Raw genomic sequence first — 20780 nt, 5'->3', positions numbered from 1 at the left:
TGTAGGGCCCTGAAATGCGCGTCGGTGCATTTCGGGGTTTTACTTCCATTGGTGTTACCGCGTCACCCCGGCTTTCTTCCCGAGGGCGTCCGGTGTTGCCTCTACCCAGAAAATTCGGAATTCAAACTTGTCCTATTCGACCGGTATTTTCTTTCGGTCGTGTCCCATTTGAGGCCGCGGAAACATTCCGTAAAGTTGTTTCCTCTCGAGTGCGATCCTGCCGATGGCCATCGCATGTTCCGTCGGCCGAAGCCGCCATGGTCAAGCTGGCGGAGCAGGTGTGTTTCGGCACCATCGTCTCGCGGTTCGCCGGATGGGCGCTGCCCCTGAATCTCGGTACTTCGCCTCAGTCTTCCGTCAATTCTCTCGGCCACGCAGTGGCCGCGTCGTCCGTTTCGATATGAATGCTCAACCTTCCGATGCCGGTAGCGATAGCGAACCGGTCCTGCCTGATTCCCTCACCTGCGACAGCCTGCTCGATTCGATCGCCTGGCTTTGCGCACATTACGGGTTCGGTAGAAGTCATGCGGTCCTGACTGCCGGTCTCGCCAAGTACGGTGCGCTGACGCCGTCGCTCGCGATCGAGGCGCTCACGCATGCTGGGCTAGCCGCGAAGCTGGTGGCGCGTCCGCTCGCGCAATTGCCCGAGCATCTGTTGCCGGCCGTGCTGTTGCGCCGCAACGGCAGTGCCTGCGTGCTGCTCGGCTGGCGCATCGACGATGCGGCGGCGCCCGAGCCGCAGGTCCTGTTTCGCGTCGTGATGCCTGAACTCGGCGACGCGCCGGTCGAATGCACGGAAGCCGAGCTGAACGACGCCTACTCCGGTCACGCGCTGCTCGTGAAGCCCGCGGCGAAGGTCGACGCGCGTCCGGACGACCTGCCGACCGAATCGGCCGGCCACTGGTTGCTGCGCACGCTGTGGCGCTATCGCAGCTACTACGCGAGCGCGGCCCTCGGCGCGTTTCTGATCAACGTGCTCGGCCTCGCCAGCGTGTTCTTTACGATGAACGTGTACGACCGCGTCGTCCCGAACCAGGCATACGTGACGCTCTGGTCGCTCGCGATCGGGGTGGCGTTCGCGATGCTAATGGAAGCCGTATCGCGGCATGTACGCGCGCACGTGCTCGACACCGCCGGCAAGAAGGCCGATCTGGTGCTCGGCAGCCTGCTGTTCCGGCAGGCGCTGGCGATCCGGCTGGAGCGCCGGCCGGCGTCGGCCGGATCGTTCGCGCACCGGCTGCGCGAGTTCGAGTCGGTTCGGGACTTCGCGACGTCGGCGACGCTGTCGGCGATCTCCGATCTGCCGTTCGTGTTCCTGTTCGTCGCGGTGGTGTTCGCGGTTGGCGGTCCGCTCGGCTGGATTCCGCTGCTGATGATTCCGCTGATCGTCGGCCTCGGTGCGATCGTGCAGTGGCCGCTCGCGCGAGCGATGCGCGAGAACCTGCGCGAGGCGTCGCTCAAGCAAGGCGTGTTGATCGAGTCGATCGACGGGCTCGAGACGCTCAAGGCGGTCGGCGGAGAAGGCGCGATGCGCCACCGCTGGGACGCGTTCAGCGCGAAGACGGCGGCCTCGTCGATGCAGTCGCGGCAGCTGTCCAGCATGGCGACCAGTTGCGTTGCGTTCCTGCAGCAAATGCAGACCGTGGTGATCGTGATCGCGGGCGTGTACTTGATCGGCGAAGGCAAGCTGACCCAGGGCGCGCTGATCGGCTCGGTGATGCTCGCGGGCCGCGTGACGGCGCCGCTCAGCCAGGTGATGGGGCTCGCGCTGCGCTTTCAGCAGGCGAAGACGGCCCTGCATTCGCTCAACGAACTGATGGCGATGCCGGTCGAGCACGAGCCGGGGCAGGACTATCTGGCGAAGCCGCCGCTCAGCGGTCACGTGAAGCTCGACGGCGTGTCGTTCGCGTATCCGTCGGCCGGGCTGCAGGAAAACGCACTCGCGCTGGACAAGGTGTCGGTGGAGATTCGGCCGGGTGAGCGCGTCGCGATACTCGGACGGGTCGGCAGCGGGAAATCGACGCTGCTGCGTCTGATCGCGCGGCTTTATCAACCGACAGAGGGCAAGCTGCTCGCCGACGGGCTCGACGCTGCACAGATCGCGCCGGCCGACTGGCGCCGTGCGTTCGGCTACGTCGGTCAGGACAGCCGGCTGTTTTACGGGTCGCTGCGCGAGAACATCACGATCGGTCGTCCCGACGTGCCGGCCGCGGAATTGCTGCGTGTGCTGCAACTGACGGGGCTCGATGCGCTGGTCGCCCGGCATCCGATGGGCGTGAACCTGCAGGTCGGCGAGAACGGGCGCGACCTGTCGGGTGGCCAGCGTCAGCTCGTCGCGCTGGCGCGCAGCCTGATCGCGCGGCCGCGCACGTTGCTGCTGGACGAGCCGACGAGCGCGATGGACACCCAGACGGAATCGCTCTTCATCGAGCATCTGAAGCAGGCGAGCGCGGGCCAGACGCTGGTCGTGGTGACGCATCGCACGTCGTTGCTGACGCTGGTCGACCGGATCGTGATCGTCGATCAGGGCAAGGTCGTGATGGATGGGGACAAGGCGCGCGTGCTGGCGGCGTTGTCGGGGCAGCCCGAGCCGGTTGGGCCGACCGGGCATCACGCGTCGCACGACGAGCCGCAGCGAAGCCGGGCGCCGAAAGTGCGCGTGGTCGAGCGCGGCGCGGGAGCGGTGGCCACGGATCAAACAGCGGCGTCGGCACCGGCGGCCATGACAGCGGAGGCATCGTGATGCATCGGATTCGATCGATGCTGGGCCGCAAGCGGGCGCCGCGCCTGAGAGCGGCCGATGTCGCGTACATGAGCGACATCCGCGAGGCGCTGCTGGTGCGCTCGTCCGCCGGCGCGCAGTTGACGCTCTACGTGGTTGCCGTGGTGCTGGTCGCGGGGCTCGTCTGGGCGCACTTCGCTCGCGTCGAGGAGGTCACGCGCAGCGATGCGACGGTGGTGTCGCCGAGCCGCGAGCAATGGATTCAGAGCCTCGAGGGCGGCATCGTCCAGTCGGTGGCGGTGCACGAGGGCGAGGTGGTCGAGAAGGGGCAACTGCTCGCGAAGATCGATCCGGCGCGCGCGCAGGCGAGCTATCGCGAAGTGTCGACCAAGGCGCTGGAGTTGCAGGCGAACGTGTCGCGCGCGCGCGCCGAGGCGTATGGGGCGCAGCTGACCTTTGCGGAAGAGGTGAAGCGTGAACCGGGCCTCGTCGCGCAGGCAACCGCGACCTACCGTGCGCGCCGCCAGGCGCTCGACGAGCAGGTCGCCGCGTTGCGGCGGAGCCAGGCGCTGGTGCGGCGCGAGATCGCGATGTCGGAGCCGCTCGCGGCGAAGGGGCTGGTTTCCGAAGTCGAGATGCTGCGCATGCGGCGTCAGGCGACGGACATCGATGCCCAGATCGCGGAACGCCGGAGCCGGTTTACCGCGGATGCCAGCACCGAGCTGTCGCGGCTCGAGCAGGAGCTCGCGCAAACCAACGAGGTACTGGCCGGCCGCGCGGACGTGCTGGCGCGCACCGACGTCGTCGCGCCGATGCGCGGCGTGGTGAAGAACATCCGCATCCGCACGGCAGGCGGCGTCGTGCAGTCGGGCGAGCACATCATGGAGATCGCGCCGCTCGACGGCCGCGTGCTGATCGAGGCACGGATCAAGCCGTCCGACGTTGCGTTCCTGCGGCCGGGATTGCCGGTGCTCGTGAAGCTGAGCGCGTACGACTTCGCGATCTACGGCGGGCTGTCCGGGCACGTCGTCAGCGTCGGTCCGGACACGTTGAAGGACGATCAGAAGGCGGCGATGGGGCGTCCCGATGCGAATTACTACCGGCTCATGGTCGAGACGGATGCGGACGCGCTGGTCGCGGCCGGCAAGCATCTGCCCGTCTTGCCGGGCATGCAGGCGACGGTCGATATCCGCACCGGCGAGAAGACGGTGCTCGATTACCTGCTCAAGCCGATTTTCAAGGCCCGCGAGGCCTTCAGGGAGCGGTGATCATGAGCGGCTTTCGAGTTATCCGCGCACGCGTCGGTGTGCGCGAACGGGGCTGGGTGTGCCGGGGCGCCGTATCGGCGGTGCTGCTCGCGCTGTCGGTGTGGCAGGTGGTCGGGGTGGTGCATGCCGCCAGTGTCAGGGAGCCGCATATGGTGGTTTCGACATCGGTTCCGGTATCGACATGGGTGTCTTCTGCATCGGCATCGGCGCCTTTGACGTCGGCTCCGGCGTCGACTTCGATGGAGAGTGAGTCGGTCGAGGCTGCGTCGCGGTCGACGGCGAGCGATTCGCGCACCGTATCACGCGCATCCGGCGCCGCGGATTCGCGCGCAGGTGTTCTCGTGTCAGCGCCCGAGGATGCCGCATCGGGCTCGGCCCCTGCCTCCGCGATGACGGAGCGTGACCTGCGGCGGATGCTGTACACGGCGGCTGAAGCGGCGGTCGACGTCAGCCCGCAGGTGCGGCGCTTGTACGCGGAGTACCAGGCTGCGCAATCGGACGTCGATCAGGCGAAGGGGGCGCGCTGGCCGCAATTGCAGTTGAGCGGCCAGACGCGTGCCGCGCAGTTCGGCTCGAACGCTGGCAGCGCGTACGATCCGGGCAACGCACTGAGCGTGAACCTGACGACGACGCTGTTCGACTGGGGACGCACCGATAAAACGATCGGCAGCCGGCAGGATCTGGCGAGCGCCGGCCAGGAACGCTACGTCGCGCAGATGGAGGATTCCGCCTATCAGGTCGCCGCCACGCTCGTCGAGCTTTCGAAGCAACGCAACATTGCCGCGCTGAGCCAGCGCTTCGTCGACCGGATGTCACGCCTCGTGCGAATGCTCGACGAAATCGTCGCGGTCGACCGCGGCCGCGGCAGCGAGCTGACGCAGGCGAAGGCCCGCTTGCTGCAGGCCGAAGCGAGCCGAGATGCGGCACTGGCGAAATGCCGAACGGCCGAGCTGAATCTTCGCAAGCTGGTGGGGGAACGGCCGGTGCCGATTCCGGCGGAATCGAGCTGGCCGCTGCATCCGGGCAACCTCGACCGGCTGATGTCGGCGCTCGACGAGAATCCGCGACTGCGGCAGGCACGTGCCGAGGCCAGCGCGGCGGAGCTGAACCGCGATGCGGTGCGGGCGGCGTCGAAGCCGCAACTGAACTGGGTCGTCAGCACGAATACCGGACGCGACTCGATCGGACGCCGGATGCCCTGGCAGACGATGCTCACGCTGACGTGGAACGCGTTCACGGGCGGTGCTGCAACCGCGGCGACCGATGCGGCGACGTATCGTGCGTCGGCAAGCTGGCGCGGGGTCGAGCAGATGCGCCTGGATCTGGAGTACCAGGTGCGCAGCGCCGAGGAGGATGCGCATGCATTCGGCGAGCGCGCGGACCAGTATCGCGACCTGTCGGTGGAATCGGCGCGCGTGCGCAGCGCATTTTTCGATCAGTGGTATCACCTCGGGCGCCGCTCGCTGCTCGACGTGCTGATCGCCGAAAGCGACGACTACAACAATCGCGTCAACGAGGTGGCGTACCGCTTCGACGGCTATGCCGCGACGCTGCGCGGCTACGCATCGGCCGGCATGCTCGTGCAATGGCTGCGTGAAGGATGACGCATCGCGCGGTGCCTGGCGTCGCGCCGGGCAACGAGGGAAATCATGAATCCTGGATCGATCGATAACTGGTTTGCATTGCCGCCGCCGCGGGCGGCTTCCTATCTGCCTGCGCCTTATGGCGTCCGGCGCGGCGTCCCGGGTCAGTTCGCGCATCTGTCGCCGGGGGGCGTCTATCTGCCGGCGCCACGGTCGCGCCGCGGTGTGGCCGTCGCCGCGGCCGCAGGGGCTGCCGATTTCGGGCACGACAATCTTGCATGGAGTCGCACACCGCCGCCGCGCGGCCGTGGCCGCGTCATGTTGGCTGCGATCGGGGGCGCATTGCTCGGTACAGCGTTGACGGTGCTTTTCGGCGGGATGCTGGCGGACCGCTGGGCGGAATTCGGTCGAATGGCGCGAGGAAGGCTGCCCGAAGGGAGCGCGGGATCCGCATCGATCGTGGCGGCGGCTGCCGAGTCGGCTGCGACGCTGCGCCCGGCATCGGCCTCGGATCCTGCGTCGGCGTCGAGCCTGGCATCGGCTTTCCCGGCCGCTTCGGCACCCGCATCGATTTCTATGCCGAGCGCCGGTCAATCCGGGATGCCGCCCGATCCGCCGCGCCGGAAGGGTGCCCACGCGGTGCCGGCGTTGCGCTTGCCGCCGCCAAGGACGTCCGACATGGCGGGCATGTCGGTTCGCGAGCGGCAGAGGATGCGCCCGGTACCCGTGCGAACCGTATTGCCTCGCATGCCGGCGAAGCTTCGCTCGACGGCGCCCGTCGATACGTCCGATACGACCTCATCGGGTGCGCCCGCCCCATGCGGTGCCGACTGGCCGTGCGGCGACGCATTGCGATCGTTGCAGGCCGAGTTGAAACAATGGGAAGTTGCCCGACAGTCGTCGGCGCCGGCCGATAGCCGAGCGGAGCAGATGCCGGTTCGTCTGACCGATCACCCGCGTGTGACGGAGTGGTGATTCAGGCAGAGCCGCCGGCGGAAGCCAGGGCGCGCGGTCGCCAGGCCATGGCTCGTCTCATGCGCTCACTGCAGGATCAACCGCAAATGTACATCGGCCTGCTCGCCGGGCGGCTTCTGAAACCCGCCTTTGGCAAACCGGTGCCACCGGCCGATCACGTAGCTGACGAGCAGGCTCGCCCGCGCGGCCGGATCGTAATCGGCCGGCAGCACGAACGGCGCCGCGCCGTCCTGCGGCGCATTCGCCTCGGTGCGCGCGACCCGCAGGCATTGCTTGACGGTCGCCTCGATCCGATCGAGCAACTGGTTCACGCGTTCGGTGAGCCGCTCATCCTCGCCGACCAGCGCCTCGCCGGTCAGCACGCGTGTCATTCCCGGGTTTTTCGCGGCGAAATTAAGCATCGTCAGCGCGATCGTGCGGGCCTGCAGCACGCCGTTCGGCTCCTTCGCGACGATCTGGTTGACGAGGCCGAACAGCGCCTGCTCGATGAACTCGATCAGCCCTTCGTACATCTTCGCCTTGCTGGTGAAGTGCCGGTACAGCGCCGCTTCCGACACGTCGAGCCGGGCCGCGAGCGCGGCTGTCGTGATTTTTTCCGGCTTCGGGGCCTCGAGCATCGCCGCGAGCATCTGCAGGATCATCACGCGGCGCTCGCCCGGCTTCGGGCGTGGGCGGGACGGCGTGGCCTTGTCTTCCGTTACGGCTTGGTCCTGCGGGTAAGTCGGCTGCATTTTTGTCGCCCCGATCGTGTGCCCAGTCGCAGCGATTTTAACGAACGAATGCGCTGATCGACATAATGCGGCCGTCCGGTTGCCGGCAAATGGCCGGGCAGGTGGCCCGTGATCCATACCGTGCGGATGCCCAGACGCTTGTAGCGCTTCAGGTGGCTACGCGTATCCTCGACGAGGATCGCGTCGGCGAACCGCGCATGCGCGGCGCGCAGCGTCCGGCGCAGCATCGCATGGTCGGGCTTTGCGCGCCACATGCGACGGTCGCGCATGTGCTCGATCGCGATCACGCGCTCGAACAGCCGCTCGATGCCCAGCTCGTGCAGCACCGCGCGCGCATAGTTTTCCGGCGCGTTGGTCAGGATCAGCTTGCGGCCCGGCAGCGCGGCGACGATGCGCGCCAAGCCGCGCTCGGCGCGCACCATCGCGGGCAGGTCGGAAAACGTGTGGACCACGCGCAGGAAGTCGTGCGGGTCGATCGGATGATGGCGCGTGAGGCCGAGCAGCGCGGCGCCGTAGCGCTCGGTGTAGCCGTTGCGCAGGCGATCGGCTTCGGTGCGCTCGACCTGCAGCGCGTCGACGATGTATTGCGTCATCGCACGGTTGATCTCGGGAAAGATCGCATGCGATGCGTGGTGAAGCGTATTGTCGAGATCGAACAGCCAGACGGGCGCGCCAGCACGCGGCCGGCTGCGGGAGATGCGCCGGCGTCGCAATGACGCCGGCAGGTCGGTGCGGGAGGGTGGGCGGCGCGCGCTCAATGCGAGCGGATCATCGTGCCGAACGGCTGCTCGGTCAGGATTTCCAGCAGCACCGAGTGCTCGATCCGGCCGTCGACGATGTGCACCGACTTCACGCCGCTCTTCGCGGCGTCGAGCGCCGACGAGATCTTCGGCAGCATGCCGCCGGAGATCGTGCCGTCCTCGAACAGCGCGTCGATCTCGCGGGCGGACAGGTCGGTCAGCAGGTTGCCGTCCTTGTCCATCACGCCCGGGATGTTGGTCATCATCAGCAGCTTCTCGGCGTTCAGCACCGTGGCGAGCTTGCCCGCGACCAGATCCGCGTTGATGTTGTACGACAGGCCGTCCTGGCCGAGGCCGATCGGCGAGATCACCGGGATGAACGCATCGTCCTGCAGCGCCTTCACGACCGCCGGGTTGATCGCCTCGACTTCGCCGACCTGGCCGATGTCGATGTACTGGCCCGGGTTGTCGCGGTCCGGCATCAGCAGCTTGCGTGCATGGATCAGGCCGCCGTCCTTGCCCGTCAGGCCCACCGCGTGGCCGCCGAAGTGGTTGATCAGCATCACGATGTCCTGCTGCACTTCGCCGCCCAGCACCCATTCGACGACTTCCATCGTCTCTTCGTCGGTGACGCGCATGCCCTGGATGAAGGTGCCGGCCTTGCCGATCTTCTTCAGCGCGTGATCGATCTGCGGACCGCCGCCGTGGACGATCACCGGGTTGATGCCGACCAGTTTCAGCAGGATCACGTCGCGTGCGAAGCCCTGCTTGAGCCGCTCTTCCGTCATCGCGTTGCCGCCGTATTTGATCACCACGGTCTTGCCGTGGTAACGGCGGATGTACGGCAGCGCCTCCGCGAGGATTTCTGCTTTCAGCGTGGGGGCGATCTGCGAGAGGTCGATGGGCTCGGACATGGCGGCGGCTCTGGCTGGGAACGGTTGAAACAGGGCGAATTGTACAGGAGTGGCGCAGCGCAGCATCGGGTTTTTGGGCGGGGCGGAACCCCCCGCGGCGCGACGCGGCATCGCACGCGGCGGCCCGCCGGCTATGGCGCGGCGCGATTCGGGCGGCACCGCGCGGGTGGCTTCGGCCGGCCGCCACGCGCGCATTTGCGACGGATCCCGGCCAGGCGGCCGGCGTGCAAAATCCTTCCGCCGCGCTATGCTTGTCGCGTGGGGCGATGTCCCGCCCGTTTCCGCGATTGCGCCATGACCGATTCCGCCGCCGACGCCCGTTCCGCTCCGCGCCGCGCGCGCTGCCCGCACTGCGGGCGCGGCTTCGACTGCGGCGCGCATACGCAGCCGTTCGACTGCTGGTGCGCGGCGATGCCGGTGCCGCCCGGCGGCACGCCGCCCGCGGCCGGTGCGCGGTGCCGATGCCCCGAATGCCTGGCCGACGAGATCGCGCAGCGCATGGCCGGCGCGGCCGGTTGACGAGGCTGCGCCACGCACGCGCGTCGCCCGTTCCTGCGAGCGGATCCGGCCCCGCTAGAGGCGCCGCCCGCTAAACGGGTAAACTGCCCGGATGCAACGAATCACCACCACCGGGCGCGTCAACCTCAGTCACCTGTTCTGGCTCCGCAATCTCGCGATCATCGGCCAGCTCGTGACGATCGGCGTCGTGCAGACCTATTTCGGCGTGCATCTGCCGTTGCCGGCGATGCTGATGGTCATCGCGCTCGAAATCGTTTTCAACGCGCTGACCTGGGTGCGCGTGCTGCGTGCGCGGCCCGAGACCAATTTCGAGCTGCTCGGCCAGCTGTGGGTCGACCTCGGCGCGCTGTCCGCGCTGCTGTTCCTGTCGGGCGGCACGACCAACCCGTTCGTGTCGCTGTATCTGCCGTCGCTCGCGATCGCGGCGGCCGTGCTGCCGTGGCACCTGATGATCTGGCTCGCGGCGTTCGCGGTCGCCTGCTACGCGGCGCTCGGCTTCGATTCGGTGCCGCTCAACATGGACAACCCGGCGAATCTGTTCGATTACTACCGTACCGGCATGTGGGCGAACTTCATGGTCAGCGTCGGGCTGATCGCGTGGTTCGTCGCGCGCATGTCGAACGCGCTGCGCCAGCGCGATGCGGCGCTCGGCGAGGCGCAGCAGCATCTGCTGCGCGACGAGCGGGCCGTCGCGCTCGGCGTGCAGGCCGCCACCGTCGCGCATGAAATGGGCACGCCGCTGTCGACGATCGCGATGCTGGCCGAGGAGTTGCGCGACGCGGCGCGCGCCGATCCGGGGCTCGCGCGCTACGAGGCCGACCTGAAGGTGCTCGAGGAGCAGATGTCGCTGTGCACGTCGGCGCTCGCGCGCCTGCGCAGCCGCGCGAGCGCGCCGGCCAGCCGCCAGCCGGTGGGCGATTGGCTCGACACGTTCGTCGAGCACTGGCGCCTGCGGCATCCGCACGTGCAGTTCGAGTTGCTCGGCGCGCGCCCGGCGGGCGTCGCGCTCGACGATACGGTCGCGGCCGGCCAGATCCTGACGATCCTGCTCGACAACGCCGCGCGCGCGAGCCCGCAGCGGGTGACGCTCGCCGCGAAGGTCGCGCATGGCGGCACGGCCGACGAAATCGAATTCGAGGTATGCGACGACGGGCCCGGCATTCCGGCCGCGCTGCGCGAATCGCTCGGCGCGATGCCGGTCGACAGCACGCAGGGCGGGCACGGCGTCGGCCTGTATCTGGCGTTCAGCGCGGCCGCGCGGCTCGGCGGCGAGATCGAACTGTCCGATGTGACGCCGCGCGCGGCGGGCGGTAACGGGCGGGCCGGCGGTGCGGCGAATGGCCACGCAGCGACCGCATCGGGACAACGCGCGGGCTCGCGCAAGGGTGCACGTCCAGCCGAACGGCCAGCCGGCACGCCGGACAGCCGCGCGGCCGGCACCGCGACCGGGCGCGGCACGCGGGCCGTGCTGCGCCTGCCGGTCGTGCGCGTCGCGCTGCCGGCTGTCTCAACCAACACGTAGACGGAGAAACCACATGAGCGAGAACAATTTCCTGGTGATCGACGACAACGAGGTGTTCGCGGGCACGCTCGCGCGCGGCCTCGAGCGCCGTGGTTACGCGGTCCAGCAGGCGCACGACAAGGAGGCGGCGCTGCGGCTCGCCGCGGGCGGCAAGTTCCAGTTCATCACCGTCGACCTGCATCTCGGCGAGGATTCGGGGTTGAGCCTGATCGCGCCGTTGTGCGACCTGCAGCCCGATGCGCGGATTCTGGTGCTGACCGGCTATGCGAGCATCGCGACCGCCGTGCAGGCCGTGAAGGAAGGCGCCGACAACTACCTCGCGAAGCCGGCGAACGTCGAGTCGATCCTCGCCGCGCTGCAGACCAACGCGACCGAAGTGCAGGCCGACGAGGCGCTCGAGAATCCGGTCGTGCTGTCGGTGGACCGGCTCGAATGGGAGCACATCCAGCGCGTGCTGGCGGAGAACAACAACAACATTTCGGCGACCGCGCGGGCGCTGAACATGCACCGCCGCACGCTGCAGCGCAAGCTCGCGAAGAAGCCGGTGCGGCAGTAAGGTAAGCTGCGCACCAACGAAAACGGGCGGCCCCCGACGAAAGGGGCCGCCCGTTTTTCATCCGGCGACGCGCGCGTTACAGCACGTAGCGCGACAGGTCCTCGTCCTGCGACACTTCGCCGAGCGCGCGGTCGACATACTGCGCGTCGATCGTCACGCGTTCGCCGGCGTGGTTGCCGGCCGAGAACGACACTTCCTCGAGGAGCTTCTCGATCACCGTGTACAGCCGGCGCGCGCCGATGTTCTCGGTTTTCTCGTTGACCGCGAACGCGATCTCGGCGAGGCGCCGGATGCCGTCGTCGGCGAATTCGAGCTGCACGTCCTCGGTGGCGAGCAGCGCCTGGTATTGCTTGACGAGGCTCGCGTCGGTGGCATCGAGGATCGCCTCGAAATCTTCGACCGACAGCGAATCGAGTTCGACGCGGATCGGGAAGCGGCCTTGCAACTCCGGAATCAGGTCGCTCGGCTTCGCGAGGTGGAATGCGCCGCTCGCGATGAACAGGATGTGATCGGTCTTCACCATCCCGTACTTCGTGTTGACCGTCGTGCCTTCGACGAGCGGCAGCAGGTCGCGCTGCACGCCCTGGCGCGACACTTCGCCGCCGCTGCCTTCGTTGTTGCGCGACGTGATCTTGTCGATCTCGTCGAGGAACACGATGCCGTTCTGCTCGACGTTCTGCACGGCCTTCGTCTTCACTTCCTCTTCGTTGAGCATCTTCGCCGCTTCCTCGTCGGTCAGCAGCTTCAGCGCTTCCTTGATCTTCACCTTGCGGCGCTGCTTCTTGCCGCTGCCGAGGTTCGAGAACATCGAGCGGATCTGCTCGGTCATCTCTTCCATTCCGGGCGGCGCCATGATGTCCATGCCGACCGACGGCTGCTCGAGGTCGAGCTCGACTTCCTTGTCGTCGAGCTGGCCTTCGCGCAGACGCTTGCGAAACGTCTGGCGCGTCGCGTTGTTGTCGTCGTTCGCGTGCTCGGCATTGCCGCCGAAGCCCACCGCGCGCGGCTGCGGCAGCAGGATGTCGAGGATGCGGTCTTCCGCCTGGTCGGTCGCCTTGCTGCGCACCTTGCGCATTTCGGATTCGCGCGTCTGCTTGACCGAGATCTCGATCAGGTCGCGCACGATGCTGTCGACGTCGCGGCCGACGTAGCCGACTTCGGTGAACTTGGTCGCTTCGATCTTGATGAACGGCGCGTCGGCGAGCTTCGCGAGGCGGCGCGCGATTTCCGTCTTGCCGACGCCCGTCGGCCCAATCATCAGGATGTTCTTCGGCGTGATTTCCTGGCGCAGCGGCTCGGCGACCTGCTGGCGGCGCCAGCGGTTGCGCAGCGCGACGGCGACGGCCTTCTTCGCCTTTGCCTGGCCGATGATGTGCTTGTCGAGTTCCGAGACGATCTCGGCAGGGGTCATGGTGCTCATGGGGCTGTCCTTACTCGATCGTTTCGATGATGCGGTTGTGGTTCGTGTAGATGCACATGTCGCCGGCGATCCCGAGCGACTTCTCGACGATCTCGCGCGGGGACAGCTCGGTGTTCTCGACCAGCGCGCGGGCCGCGGCCTGCGCGTACGCACCGCCCGAGCCGATCGCGCAGATGCCGCCTTCCGGGTCGAGCACGTCGCCGTTGCCGGTGATCACGAGCGTGGTGGTTGCATCGGCCGTGATCAGCATCGCCTCGAGGCGGCGCAGCATCCGGTCGGTGCGCCAGTCCTTCGCGAGCTCGACGGCCGCGCGGGTCAGGTTGCCCTGGTGCTTCTCGAGCTTCGCCTCGAAGCGGTCGAGCAGCGAGAACGCATCGGCGGTGCCGCCCGCGAATCCGACCAGAACCTGGTTGTTGTAGATCCGCCGCACTTTCCGCGCGCCACCCTTCATGACGATGTTGCCGAGGGTTACCTGGCCGTCGCCGCCGAGCGCGACCTGGTCGCCGCGCCGGACCGAAACGATGGTCGTGCCGTGAAATTGCTCCATCTGCGTTCCTTGAGAAAAACGGGGAAGAGTCGGGCGGCGCGATGCGCCGCCGCGTGAATCCGCAGTGCGCCGGGGAGCGGCCCGGCGCGCGTCCGTTTCATTTTAGGGCGGGCGCCGGGATATCAAGAGGGGAAGGCAAATCGGCCGGCGGCCGGGAACCGGTGCCGGGAAAACAAAAAGCGCGCGGCAGGCCGCGCGCTTTCGGGAAGCAGCGTGCTTGAGCGGAACGCCGCTCGATCAGTCGCCGAACAGCTTCTGGCGCAGCTCGCGGCGCTCCCGCGCTTCGAGCGACAGCGTGGCGGTCGGGCGCGCGAGCAGGCGCGGAATGCCGATCGGTTCGCCGGTTTCCTCGCACCAGCCGTAATCGCCGGAATCGATGCGGGCGAGCGACTGCTGAACCTTCTTGAGGAGCTTGCGTTCGCGATCGCGCGTACGCAGCTCGAGCGCGTGCTCTTCCTCGATCGTCGCGCGGTCGGCGGGATCGGGGACGATCACCGTCTCGCGCAGGTTCTCGGTCGTCTGGCCTGCATTCTTGAGGATGTCCGCCTGCAACTGTTCGAGCCGATTTTTGAAGAAGGCGAGCTGATCCTCATTCATGTAATCCTTGTCGCTCATCTTCAGGATTTCGGCTTCGGTCAAGAGTTTCTTCGTCATCTGCTTGCTTCTTCAATGTGCGGCAAATCGAGAGATATTGCCTGCACTTTGGGATTACCCGCAACCGCCCTTGCAATCATTTGCGATTTGCCGCCGCGGGGCCGAAAGCCTCTGGAAAACCGGTTCTCAAATACCAGGATAGGCCTGGCGCGGAGTTGCGCGCGCTGCGAACCGGGGTGCTGCGCGGCACATCGCATCGGCCGCGGCCGGGAGGCGGATGGGCGATCCGGCGCGGTTGCGATGCCCGGAAAACTGGTTCAGCAAGAACCGGGCCTGTTTGTTACCGTACTCCAGCGGGCACGTATTGTAACTGAATCGCAAGCGGGCGCCGTATCGGGTCGATCCCCGTCGGCTGCGCCAATATCTAGAAAATATAACGCGCAAATCGCGAAAAAGCGATGACGGCGAAACCCTGCCCGAAAAAGGCGCCGCGCGGCGGCCGCGGCCGCCTGCGCTGGCGGCCGGGCAGCGGGGCGCGGCGGGCGCCCGCGCGGGTCAGGCGAGGCAGGCGTCGAGGCCGTCGGTGATCAGGTCCTGCGGCAGGTCGACGCCGATGAACACCATCTTGTTGGTCTTCTTCTCGACCGGCAGCCACTTCGCCGCGAGGTCGCTGCCCATCATCTGGTGCACGCCCTGGAACACGACCTTGCGGTCGACGCCCTTCATGTACAGCACGCCCTTGTAGCGCAGCATCCGCTCGCCGTAGATCTGCAGGATGCCGCCGAGGAAGTCTTCCAGCTTGTTCGGGTCGAACGGGCGGTCGTTGCGGTACACGAACGACTTGATCTTGTCGTCGTGGTGCGCGTGGTGGTGGTTGTGGTGGCCGTGGTCGTGATCGTGCGCGCATTGGCCGTGATCGTGGTCGCAATTCGCGTGATCGTGGTCATGGTCATGATCGTGGTGGTCGTGCGCGTGATCGTCCTCGGCGAGGAAATCGGGATCGATCTCGAGCTTCGCGTTCAGGTTGAAGCCGCGCAGGTCGAAGATTTCCTTGATGTCCGCTTCGCCGAAATTCACGAGCTTGATCACGGCCTTCGGGTTCATGTGCATCAGGCGGTGCTTGAGGCCCGCGACGGTCTGGTCGTCGACGAGGTCCGACTTCGTGATGAACAGGCGATCGGCGAAGCCCACCTGGCGCTGCACCACTTCGTGTTCGTCGAGTTGCGCATTCGCGTGCTTCGCGTCGACCAGCGTGATGACCGCGTCGAGCAGGAAATCGTCGGCGATCTCGCTGTCGATGAAGAAAGTTTGCGCGACGGGGCCGGGGTTCGCGAGGCCGGTCGTCTCGATCACGATGCGGTCGAAATCGAGCTTGCCTTCGCGCTTCTTCGCGGCCAGATCGCCGAGCGCGCGGGCGAGGTCGCCGCGGATCGTGCAGCAGATGCAGCCGTTGCTCATCTGGATGATCTGCTCGTTCGAATCCTGCACGAGGATTTCGTTGTCGATGTTCTCTTCGCCGAACTCGTTCTCGATCACGGCGATCTTCATGCCGTGCTGTTCGTTCAGGATGCGCTTGAGCAGCGTCGTCTTGCCGCTGCCGAGGAAGCCGGTAAGGATGGTGACGGGAGTGGCCATGTCGGTCGCCTGTGGTTCGTGAATCGGGGTCAAAACGAGGATGTGCGTCGCGCCCTCGCACTGCGAGCCGGGGCGCACAACCATCCATTGAAACATACCTGTCAAGCCCTCGCCCGTCGTCCGAACGACAGGCGGAAGCGCGGATCCGCCGGGCGCCAGGCCGCGGCCGACGGACGGTCACGCGCCAAGATCGGGGCGGTCAGACGATTTGCAACAGCAGGCCCTTCAGATATTCGCCTTCCGGGAACGCGGCGAGCAGCGGATGATCGACGCCCGCGCCGAGCCGTTTCAGGATGCGCGCGTCGACCTTCGCGTCGGCGGCGGCGCCCGCGACGATCTTCTGGAACAGGTCCATGTCGATCGCGCCCGAGCACGAGTACGTGAACAGCAGGCCGCCCGGGCGCAGCAGCTTGAAGCCGCTCAGGTTGATGTCCTTGTACGCGCGCGCCGCGCGATCGACGCTGTCGCGGGTCGGCGCGAACTTCGGCGGATCGAGCACGATCAGGTCGAAACGCTCGCCTTCGTCGACGAGGCGGCGCAGCGTCTTGAACGCATCGGCGTCGAGCCAGGTCGCGCGTTCGGCGTCGAAGCCGTTGGCCGCGACGTTCTGCTGCGCAAGCGCGAGCGCATCGCCCGACGAATCGATCGACACCACGCGTTTCGCGCCGCCCTTGAGCGCCGCGAGCGAGAAGCCGCCCGTGTAGCAGAAGCAGTTCAGCACGTCGCGGTCGGCCGCGTACTGCGCGACGAGCGCGCGGTTGTCGCGCTGGTCGACGTAGAAGCCCGTCTTGTGGCCGTTCGGCACGTCGACGTGATAGCGCACGCCGTTTTCGTTCGCGATCAGCGTCGCGGGCGGCGCGTCGCCGGCCAGCACGCCGGTCGTCTGTTCGAGCCCTTCCTTGTCGCGGATCGACACGTCCGAGCGCTCGTACACGTTCGGACAGCCGGTCGCGCCGGTGAGCGCCGCGACGATCGCGTCCTTCCACGCTTCGACGCCCGCGGCCATGAACTGGCAGACGAGCTGGCCGCGCGGCGCCGCGCCGGCTTCGGCGGTGTCCGCGACGTAGTAGTCGACGATCAGCCCCGGCAGCCCGTCGGCTTCGCCGAACACGAGCCGCACCGCGCCCGTGCCCGACACCATCGTCGTGCGGTGCGCGACCGAGCGCTGCACGCGGCGCTTGAAGAACGCATGGTCGATCGGCTCGTGCTCGTCGAAGCTCCACACCCGCACGCGGATCTGCGACTGCGGGCTGTACGCGCCGCGCGCGAGGAAGCGGCCGTCGTGCGCGCGCACGAGCACGGTCGCGCCGGGCGCGGGCTTGCCGTCGACGCGGTCGATCGCATTGGCGTAGATCCACGGATGGCGGCGCAGCAGCGATTTTTCCTTGGACGGCTTGAGGGTGACGGTTTGCATGATGAGATCGAAAGGGGAAGCCGCGCGCGGCGGATAACACGGGACGCGCGTCAGTCGCGCTTCTTCGCGCGCGGATGCGCGCTGTCGTAAATCTTCGCGAGATGCTGGAAGTCGAGCGACGTGTAGATCTGCGTCGCGGCGACGCTCGCGTGGCCGAGCAGTTCCTGCACCGCGCGCAGGTCGCCGCTCGACTGCAGCACGTGCGTCGCGAACGAGTGGCGCAACACGTGCGGGTGGACGTTGGCGGGGATGCCGGCGGCGAGCGCCGCGCGCTTCACGCGCTCGCGCACGACGCCCGGCGACATCCGGTTGCCGCGCACCGACACGAACAGCGGATGCGGATCGTGCTTCACGAATTGATCGCGCACCGCGAGCCACGCGTTCAGCGCGTCGATCGCCTTGCGGCCGACCGGCACCTTGCGCTCCTTGTTGCCCTTGCCGCGCACGGTGACCTCGGCTTCGGCGAGATCGAGCCAGCCGGCCGAGCGATAGCCGTCGGCCTGCGTGTACCGGACGTCGAGCCCGACCAGTTCGGCGAGGCGCAGCCCCGACGAATAGAACAGCTCGAGGATCGCGTGGTCGCGGATACCTTCGGTCGTGTCGGGCAGCGGCGTGTCCATGAGCGTGACCGCATCGTCGACCGACAGCGCCTTGGGCAGCGATTTCTCGCGCTTGGGCGCGCGTACCCCGGCGACGGGGTTCGCGGGCATCTCGACGCGCTGCGCGAACCAGCGATAGAACGCGCGCCATGCGGAAAGCCGGTGCGAGATCGAGCGCGCGGACAGCCCGGCCGCGTGCCCGCGCACGACCGCGCCGCGCATGTCGGCGGCGGTCAATGCGTCGAGCGGCCGGCCGGCCGCGAGCTTCTTCAGTTCGTCGAGTTCGTGCGTGTACGCGCGCAGCGTGTGTTCCGACAGTTGCCTGACGTGCTTCAGGTTCGACAGGTAGGCGGCGATCGGATCGTCGGTCATCGCGTGCGGCGGATCAGTGCGGCAGCAGGCGCGTGAGCGCGGCGCTCGCGAGCGTCGCGATCCGCGCGAGGAAGTCGGTGGCCATCCCGTCGTGGAAGCGGCGCGGATCGGGCGAGCCGAGCACGAGCAGGCCGAACGCGGGCGCGTCGTTGCCGGCGGGCGGCGCGCGCAGCGCGAGCAGCGCGACCGATGCGGCCGCAGCGTCGCCGGCCGGCGCGGCTTCGGCGCCTTCCGCCGCGCTCGCGGCCGGGGCGGCGAGCGCGGGGGCGAGCCACTGGGCGGCCTCGAAGCCCGTGTTCGCGCCGCAGTACGGCGTCGACAGGCCGTTCGTGAACAGGCGCACTTCCTCGCCGACCTGGCGGGCGAAATCGGCCTGCGCGTAGGTGTCGGCCACGTCCCACACGCGCAGCGCCGTCTGCGGCACGTCGAACACGTCGGCGATGCCGTCGGCGATCGTGCGCGGCAGCGCGTACGGATCGCGCTCCGCGATCACGCGCGCGGTCCAGCGGCTGAACTTCGCGGACAGGCTGTCGTTCTCGTGGCCGTAGCGCACGAGTTCGGCGAGCCGGCGCTCGAGATGCTTGTTCTTGTCGCGCAGCATCTCCATCTGCCGCTCCTGCAGCGAGATCGCGGCCTTGCCGTGCGGATTCGCGAGACGGATCGTCGCGAGCAACTCGGCGTGCTGCGCGAAGAATTCGGGATTGGCGAGCAGATAGTCGGCGACTTCGCGATCGTTCATGTGGCTGGAGCGTTCAGTTATCAAGGGCGTTGCAGGGTCAGGCGTTCAGGTCGATCTCGCCTTCGAACACGGTCGTGGCGGGGCCGGCCATCATCAGCGCGGCGGCTTCGTCGCGCGCGCCGTCCCAGCCGATCGTCAGCGTGCCGCCGTGGGTGTGCACGGTCACGGGCGAATCGAGCAGGCCGCGCCGGATGCCGGCCGCGACCGCCGCGCACGCGCCGGTGCCGCACGCGAGCGTCTCGCCCGCGCCGCGTTCGTACACGCGCAGCTTCACCTCGTGGCGCGACACGATCTGCATGAAGCCGGCGTTCACGCGCTGCGGGAAGCGCGCGTGGCGCTCGATCAGCGGGCCTTCTTCCAGCACCGGATACGCTTCGACATCGTCGACGACCTGCACCGCGTGCGGGTTGCCCATCGATACCGTCGAGATCCAGCGCGTCGCGCCGCCGACGTCGAGCGGCCACAGCGTGTCGTTGCCTTCGTTGCGGCCGCCGAGGCTCGTCGTGCCTGGACCGGCCGTATCAAATGGCACCTGCGCCGGCGCGAACACGGGCGCGCCCATGTCGACGACGACTTCGCCGTTGTCCTGCAGCGTCAGCGTGATCAGGCCCTTCATGACCTGCACGCGCACGCTGCGCTTGTCGGTCAGGCCGCGGTCGCTGACGAACTTCACGAAACAGCGCGCACCGTTGCCGCAGTGTTCGACCTCGCCGCCGTCGCAATTGAAGATCCGGTACTTGAAATCCGCGCCGTCGACGGTCGGCTTCTCGACCAGCAGCAACTGGTCGGCGCCGATGCCGAAGTGGCGGTTGGCGAGTGCGCGCACCTGCGCTTCGGTGAGCGGCGGCAGCGCGCGCGAGTAGCCGTCGAGCACGACGAAGTCGTTGCCCGCGCCGTGCATCTTGGTGAACGAGAGTTTCACTGGGTCCGGAATTCCATGGCGAACAAGGCGGTCGGCACGACACGAACGGCCGGCGGCCATGCCGGGCGGCCTCGTTCGTCGTGCTGATCTCAACCGCAAATGATACATGCAGCCGACAGGGGCGTCCTGCGCGGGGACGGTGCTTCGGGTCCCGGCTGCGGGCCGGGTGTGCGGCATATGTCGATGGGTCGACTGGTCGGGCACGTGGCGAGCGGACAAATTGGCGTGGTGTAGCGTGCGCAACGGAGGTGGGACCGGCGATGCGTGCCCGAACATAGGACGAAGGTATGAGGTGACCCGGACGAACGTTTTCGTACGGGTCAGATTGACGAGGAAATCAAGTGATTCGTATAGTTTGGCTATACACAGTCGGGCCATGCTGTCGACGTCGCGCTCGAGTGTGGGAGGTCCATGATCAAGTCACGGGTACACAAGGGCCTGGAAGCGTTTTTCGTCACCGGGAGCAAGGCGGGCATTCGGCCCGATCATGCGCCCAGGCTGCGGCGCATGCTGGCGCGTCTCGACGTCGCGGGCAAACCGCACGACATGAATGTGCCCGGCTGGCGTTTTCACGGCCTCGTCGGCGGGCTGGACGGATATTACGCAGTCGGCGTCAATGGCAACTGGCGGCTGACATTCCGATTCGAGGGCCCCGACGTCGTTCTGGTCGATTACCAGGACTACCACTAAGGTGATTCAAGCGATGACCCGCATCTTCAATCCGCCCCATCCGGGCGAAACGCTGCGCGACGACGTGCTGCCGGCGCTCGGCCTGACCGTCACCGAGGCCGCGTCGCAGCTCGGCGTGACACGTGCCGCGCTGTCGCGAATCCTGCACGGCCATGCCGGCATCTCGCCGGAAATGGCGTTGCGGCTCGAAGCGTGGCTCGGCGAGGAAAACGGGGGAAAGGCCGATCTGTGGCTCGCGCAGCAGTCGGCCTACGATCTCGGGCAGGCGCGCGCGAAGGGTGCGCCAAAGGTGGCGAGGGCGCGGGCGCGCGCATGACG

At 67.5% G+C, this 20780-nt stretch carries 21 protein-coding genes; 9 read left to right on the top strand and 12 right to left on the bottom strand.

From position 1 onward, the window contains the following. Positions 1-400 precede the first annotated feature (400 nt). Positions 401-2743: a type I secretion system permease/ATPase gene (locus CFB89_RS16280; RefSeq protein WP_089468729.1), complete on the top strand. Its 2343-nt coding sequence runs from the start codon at positions 401-403 to the stop codon at positions 2741-2743. Continuing rightward, a complete protein-coding gene (locus tag CFB89_RS16275) occupies positions 2740-3990 on the top strand; it encodes an HlyD family type I secretion periplasmic adaptor subunit (RefSeq protein ID WP_218828345.1) in 1251 nt (416 codons plus the stop codon). The genes CFB89_RS16280 and CFB89_RS16275 overlap by 4 nt, the downstream gene beginning before the upstream one ends. On the opposite strand, the gene CFB89_RS34280 is transcribed toward CFB89_RS16275, so the two are convergent. Beyond that, positions 3977-4285 (bottom strand): hypothetical protein, encoded by a 309-nt coding sequence (locus CFB89_RS34280; RefSeq protein WP_144030116.1) that lies wholly within the window; start codon positions 4283-4285, stop codon positions 3977-3979. The genes CFB89_RS16275 and CFB89_RS34280 overlap by 14 nt on opposite strands. A gap of 46 nt (positions 4286-4331) precedes the next feature. On the opposite strand from CFB89_RS34280, the gene CFB89_RS16270 reads away from it, so the two are divergent. Then, a complete protein-coding gene (locus tag CFB89_RS16270; RefSeq protein WP_089468809.1) occupies positions 4332-5594 on the top strand; it encodes a TolC family protein in 1263 nt (420 codons plus the stop codon). Between the two features lie 45 nt (positions 5595-5639). Continuing rightward, the gene (locus tag CFB89_RS34275) at positions 5640-6548 is read left to right on the top strand and encodes a hypothetical protein (protein ID WP_144030115.1); all 909 of its coding nucleotides are present in this window, start codon (positions 5640-5642) and stop codon (positions 6546-6548) included. A 65-nt stretch (positions 6549-6613) separates the two neighbouring features. Here CFB89_RS34275 and slmA read toward each other — a convergent pair whose 3' ends face one another. From slmA to argB, 3 genes are read right to left on the bottom strand one after another with little or no spacing between them, the layout of a single operon-like run. After that, on the bottom strand, positions 6614-7279 hold the full coding sequence (slmA, locus tag CFB89_RS16265) for a nucleoid occlusion factor SlmA (RefSeq protein WP_089468727.1): 666 nt from the start codon (positions 7277-7279) through the stop codon (positions 6614-6616). Beyond that, the gene (locus CFB89_RS16260; RefSeq protein ID WP_089468726.1) at positions 7246-8037 is read right to left on the bottom strand and encodes a pyrimidine 5'-nucleotidase; all 792 of its coding nucleotides are present in this window, start codon (positions 8035-8037) and stop codon (positions 7246-7248) included. Before CFB89_RS16260 ends, slmA begins: the two co-directional genes overlap by 34 nt. Then, a complete protein-coding gene (gene argB / locus CFB89_RS16255) occupies positions 8034-8933 on the bottom strand; it encodes an acetylglutamate kinase (RefSeq protein WP_027785735.1) in 900 nt (299 codons plus the stop codon). The genes CFB89_RS16260 and argB overlap by 4 nt, the downstream gene beginning before the upstream one ends. Before the next feature lie 294 nt (positions 8934-9227). On the opposite strand from argB, the gene CFB89_RS16250 reads away from it, so the two are divergent. The 3 genes from CFB89_RS16250 (at position 9228) to CFB89_RS16240 (ending at position 11530) form a co-directional block, all read left to right on the top strand. After that, a complete protein-coding gene (locus CFB89_RS16250; protein WP_011546466.1) occupies positions 9228-9452 on the top strand; it encodes a cysteine-rich CWC family protein in 225 nt (74 codons plus the stop codon). A 91-nt stretch (positions 9453-9543) separates the two neighbouring features. Further along, positions 9544-10974, top strand: a complete 1431-nt coding sequence (locus tag CFB89_RS16245; protein WP_256979681.1) for an ATP-binding protein — start codon at positions 9544-9546, stop codon at positions 10972-10974. A 13-nt stretch (positions 10975-10987) separates the two neighbouring features. Beyond that, entirely contained in the window at positions 10988-11530 is a 543-nt protein-coding gene (locus tag CFB89_RS16240; protein WP_021156278.1) for a response regulator transcription factor, read from the top strand. A gap of 76 nt (positions 11531-11606) precedes the next feature. Here CFB89_RS16240 and hslU read toward each other — a convergent pair whose 3' ends face one another. From hslU to dapF, 8 genes are all read right to left on the bottom strand, one after another. After that, positions 11607-12950 (bottom strand): ATP-dependent protease ATPase subunit HslU, encoded by a 1344-nt coding sequence (hslU, locus tag CFB89_RS16235; protein WP_089468725.1) that lies wholly within the window; start codon positions 12948-12950, stop codon positions 11607-11609. Between the two features lie 10 nt (positions 12951-12960). Next, positions 12961-13497: an ATP-dependent protease subunit HslV gene (gene hslV / locus CFB89_RS16230; protein ID WP_047899301.1), complete on the bottom strand. Its 537-nt coding sequence runs from the start codon at positions 13495-13497 to the stop codon at positions 12961-12963. A gap of 237 nt (positions 13498-13734) precedes the next feature. Further along, positions 13735-14151, bottom strand: a complete 417-nt coding sequence (gene dksA, locus CFB89_RS16225; RefSeq protein WP_089468724.1) for an RNA polymerase-binding protein DksA — start codon at positions 14149-14151, stop codon at positions 13735-13737. A 495-nt stretch (positions 14152-14646) separates the two neighbouring features. Beyond that, the gene (locus CFB89_RS16215; RefSeq protein WP_179233453.1) at positions 14647-15822 is read right to left on the bottom strand and encodes a GTP-binding protein; all 1176 of its coding nucleotides are present in this window, start codon (positions 15820-15822) and stop codon (positions 14647-14649) included. Positions 15823-15925: 103 nt separating this feature from the next. Next, positions 15926-17140, bottom strand: a complete 1215-nt coding sequence (locus tag CFB89_RS16210; protein WP_089468723.1) for a class I SAM-dependent rRNA methyltransferase — start codon at positions 17138-17140, stop codon at positions 15926-15928. A gap of 50 nt (positions 17141-17190) precedes the next feature. Continuing rightward, positions 17191-18111: a tyrosine recombinase XerC gene (xerC, locus tag CFB89_RS16205; RefSeq protein WP_089468722.1), complete on the bottom strand. Its 921-nt coding sequence runs from the start codon at positions 18109-18111 to the stop codon at positions 17191-17193. Positions 18112-18124: 13 nt separating this feature from the next. Next, the gene (locus CFB89_RS16200) at positions 18125-18850 is read right to left on the bottom strand and encodes a DUF484 family protein (protein WP_089468721.1); all 726 of its coding nucleotides are present in this window, start codon (positions 18848-18850) and stop codon (positions 18125-18127) included. Positions 18851-18887: 37 nt separating this feature from the next. Beyond that, the gene (gene dapF, locus CFB89_RS16195; RefSeq protein WP_089468720.1) at positions 18888-19832 is read right to left on the bottom strand and encodes a diaminopimelate epimerase; all 945 of its coding nucleotides are present in this window, start codon (positions 19830-19832) and stop codon (positions 18888-18890) included. Positions 19833-20183: 351 nt separating this feature from the next. Between dapF and CFB89_RS16190 the strand changes: the two genes are divergently transcribed. Continuing rightward, positions 20184-20462: a type II toxin-antitoxin system RelE/ParE family toxin gene (locus CFB89_RS16190; RefSeq protein WP_089468719.1), complete on the top strand. Its 279-nt coding sequence runs from the start codon at positions 20184-20186 to the stop codon at positions 20460-20462. A 13-nt stretch (positions 20463-20475) separates the two neighbouring features. Then, entirely contained in the window at positions 20476-20778 is a 303-nt protein-coding gene (locus CFB89_RS16185; protein WP_077178126.1) for a HigA family addiction module antitoxin, read from the top strand. The last annotated feature ends 2 nt before the right edge of the window (positions 20779-20780 follow it).

It is taken from the genome of Burkholderia sp. AU16741, assembly GCF_002223345.1.
Taxonomy (GTDB): domain Bacteria; phylum Pseudomonadota; class Gammaproteobacteria; order Burkholderiales; family Burkholderiaceae; genus Burkholderia; species Burkholderia sola.
This window is presented reverse-complemented; position numbering and strand designations above follow the sequence as displayed.

What these genes read in the sequence shown, in the direction of transcription:
- argB (WP_027785735.1), bottom strand. Translation starts at nt 8,933, where the DNA reads ATGTCCGAGCCCATCGACCTCTCGCAGATCGCCCCCACGCTGAAAGCA.
- CFB89_RS16210 (WP_089468723.1), bottom strand. Translation starts at nt 17,140, where the DNA reads ATGCAAACCGTCACCCTCAAGCCGTCCAAGGAAAAATCGCTGCTGCGC.
- CFB89_RS16215 (WP_179233453.1), bottom strand. Translation starts at nt 15,822, where the DNA reads ATGTTTCAATGGATGGTTGTGCGCCCCGGCTCGCAGTGCGAGGGCGCG.
- slmA (WP_089468727.1), bottom strand. Translation starts at nt 7,279, where the DNA reads ATGCAGCCGACTTACCCGCAGGACCAAGCCGTAACGGAAGACAAGGCC.
- CFB89_RS16190 (WP_089468719.1), top strand. Translation starts at nt 20,184, where the DNA reads ATGATCAAGTCACGGGTACACAAGGGCCTGGAAGCGTTTTTCGTCACC.
- hslU (WP_089468725.1), bottom strand. Translation starts at nt 12,950, where the DNA reads ATGAGCACCATGACCCCTGCCGAGATCGTCTCGGAACTCGACAAGCAC.
- xerC (WP_089468722.1), bottom strand. Translation starts at nt 18,111, where the DNA reads ATGACCGACGATCCGATCGCCGCCTACCTGTCGAACCTGAAGCACGTC.
- CFB89_RS16245 (WP_256979681.1), top strand. Translation starts at nt 9,544, where the DNA reads ATGCAACGAATCACCACCACCGGGCGCGTCAACCTCAGTCACCTGTTC.
- dapF (WP_089468720.1), bottom strand. Translation starts at nt 19,832, where the DNA reads ATGGCCGCCGGCCGTTCGTGTCGTGCCGACCGCCTTGTTCGCCATGGA.
- hslV (WP_047899301.1), bottom strand. Translation starts at nt 13,497, where the DNA reads ATGGAGCAATTTCACGGCACGACCATCGTTTCGGTCCGGCGCGGCGAC.
- CFB89_RS16280 (WP_089468729.1), top strand. Translation starts at nt 401, where the DNA reads ATGAATGCTCAACCTTCCGATGCCGGTAGCGATAGCGAACCGGTCCTG.
- CFB89_RS16200 (WP_089468721.1), bottom strand. Translation starts at nt 18,850, where the DNA reads ATGAACGATCGCGAAGTCGCCGACTATCTGCTCGCCAATCCCGAATTC.
- CFB89_RS34275 (WP_144030115.1), top strand. Translation starts at nt 5,640, where the DNA reads ATGAATCCTGGATCGATCGATAACTGGTTTGCATTGCCGCCGCCGCGG.
- CFB89_RS16185 (WP_077178126.1), top strand. Translation starts at nt 20,476, where the DNA reads ATGACCCGCATCTTCAATCCGCCCCATCCGGGCGAAACGCTGCGCGAC.
- dksA (WP_089468724.1), bottom strand. Translation starts at nt 14,151, where the DNA reads ATGACGAAGAAACTCTTGACCGAAGCCGAAATCCTGAAGATGAGCGAC.
- CFB89_RS16250 (WP_011546466.1), top strand. Translation starts at nt 9,228, where the DNA reads ATGACCGATTCCGCCGCCGACGCCCGTTCCGCTCCGCGCCGCGCGCGC.
- CFB89_RS16240 (WP_021156278.1), top strand. Translation starts at nt 10,988, where the DNA reads ATGAGCGAGAACAATTTCCTGGTGATCGACGACAACGAGGTGTTCGCG.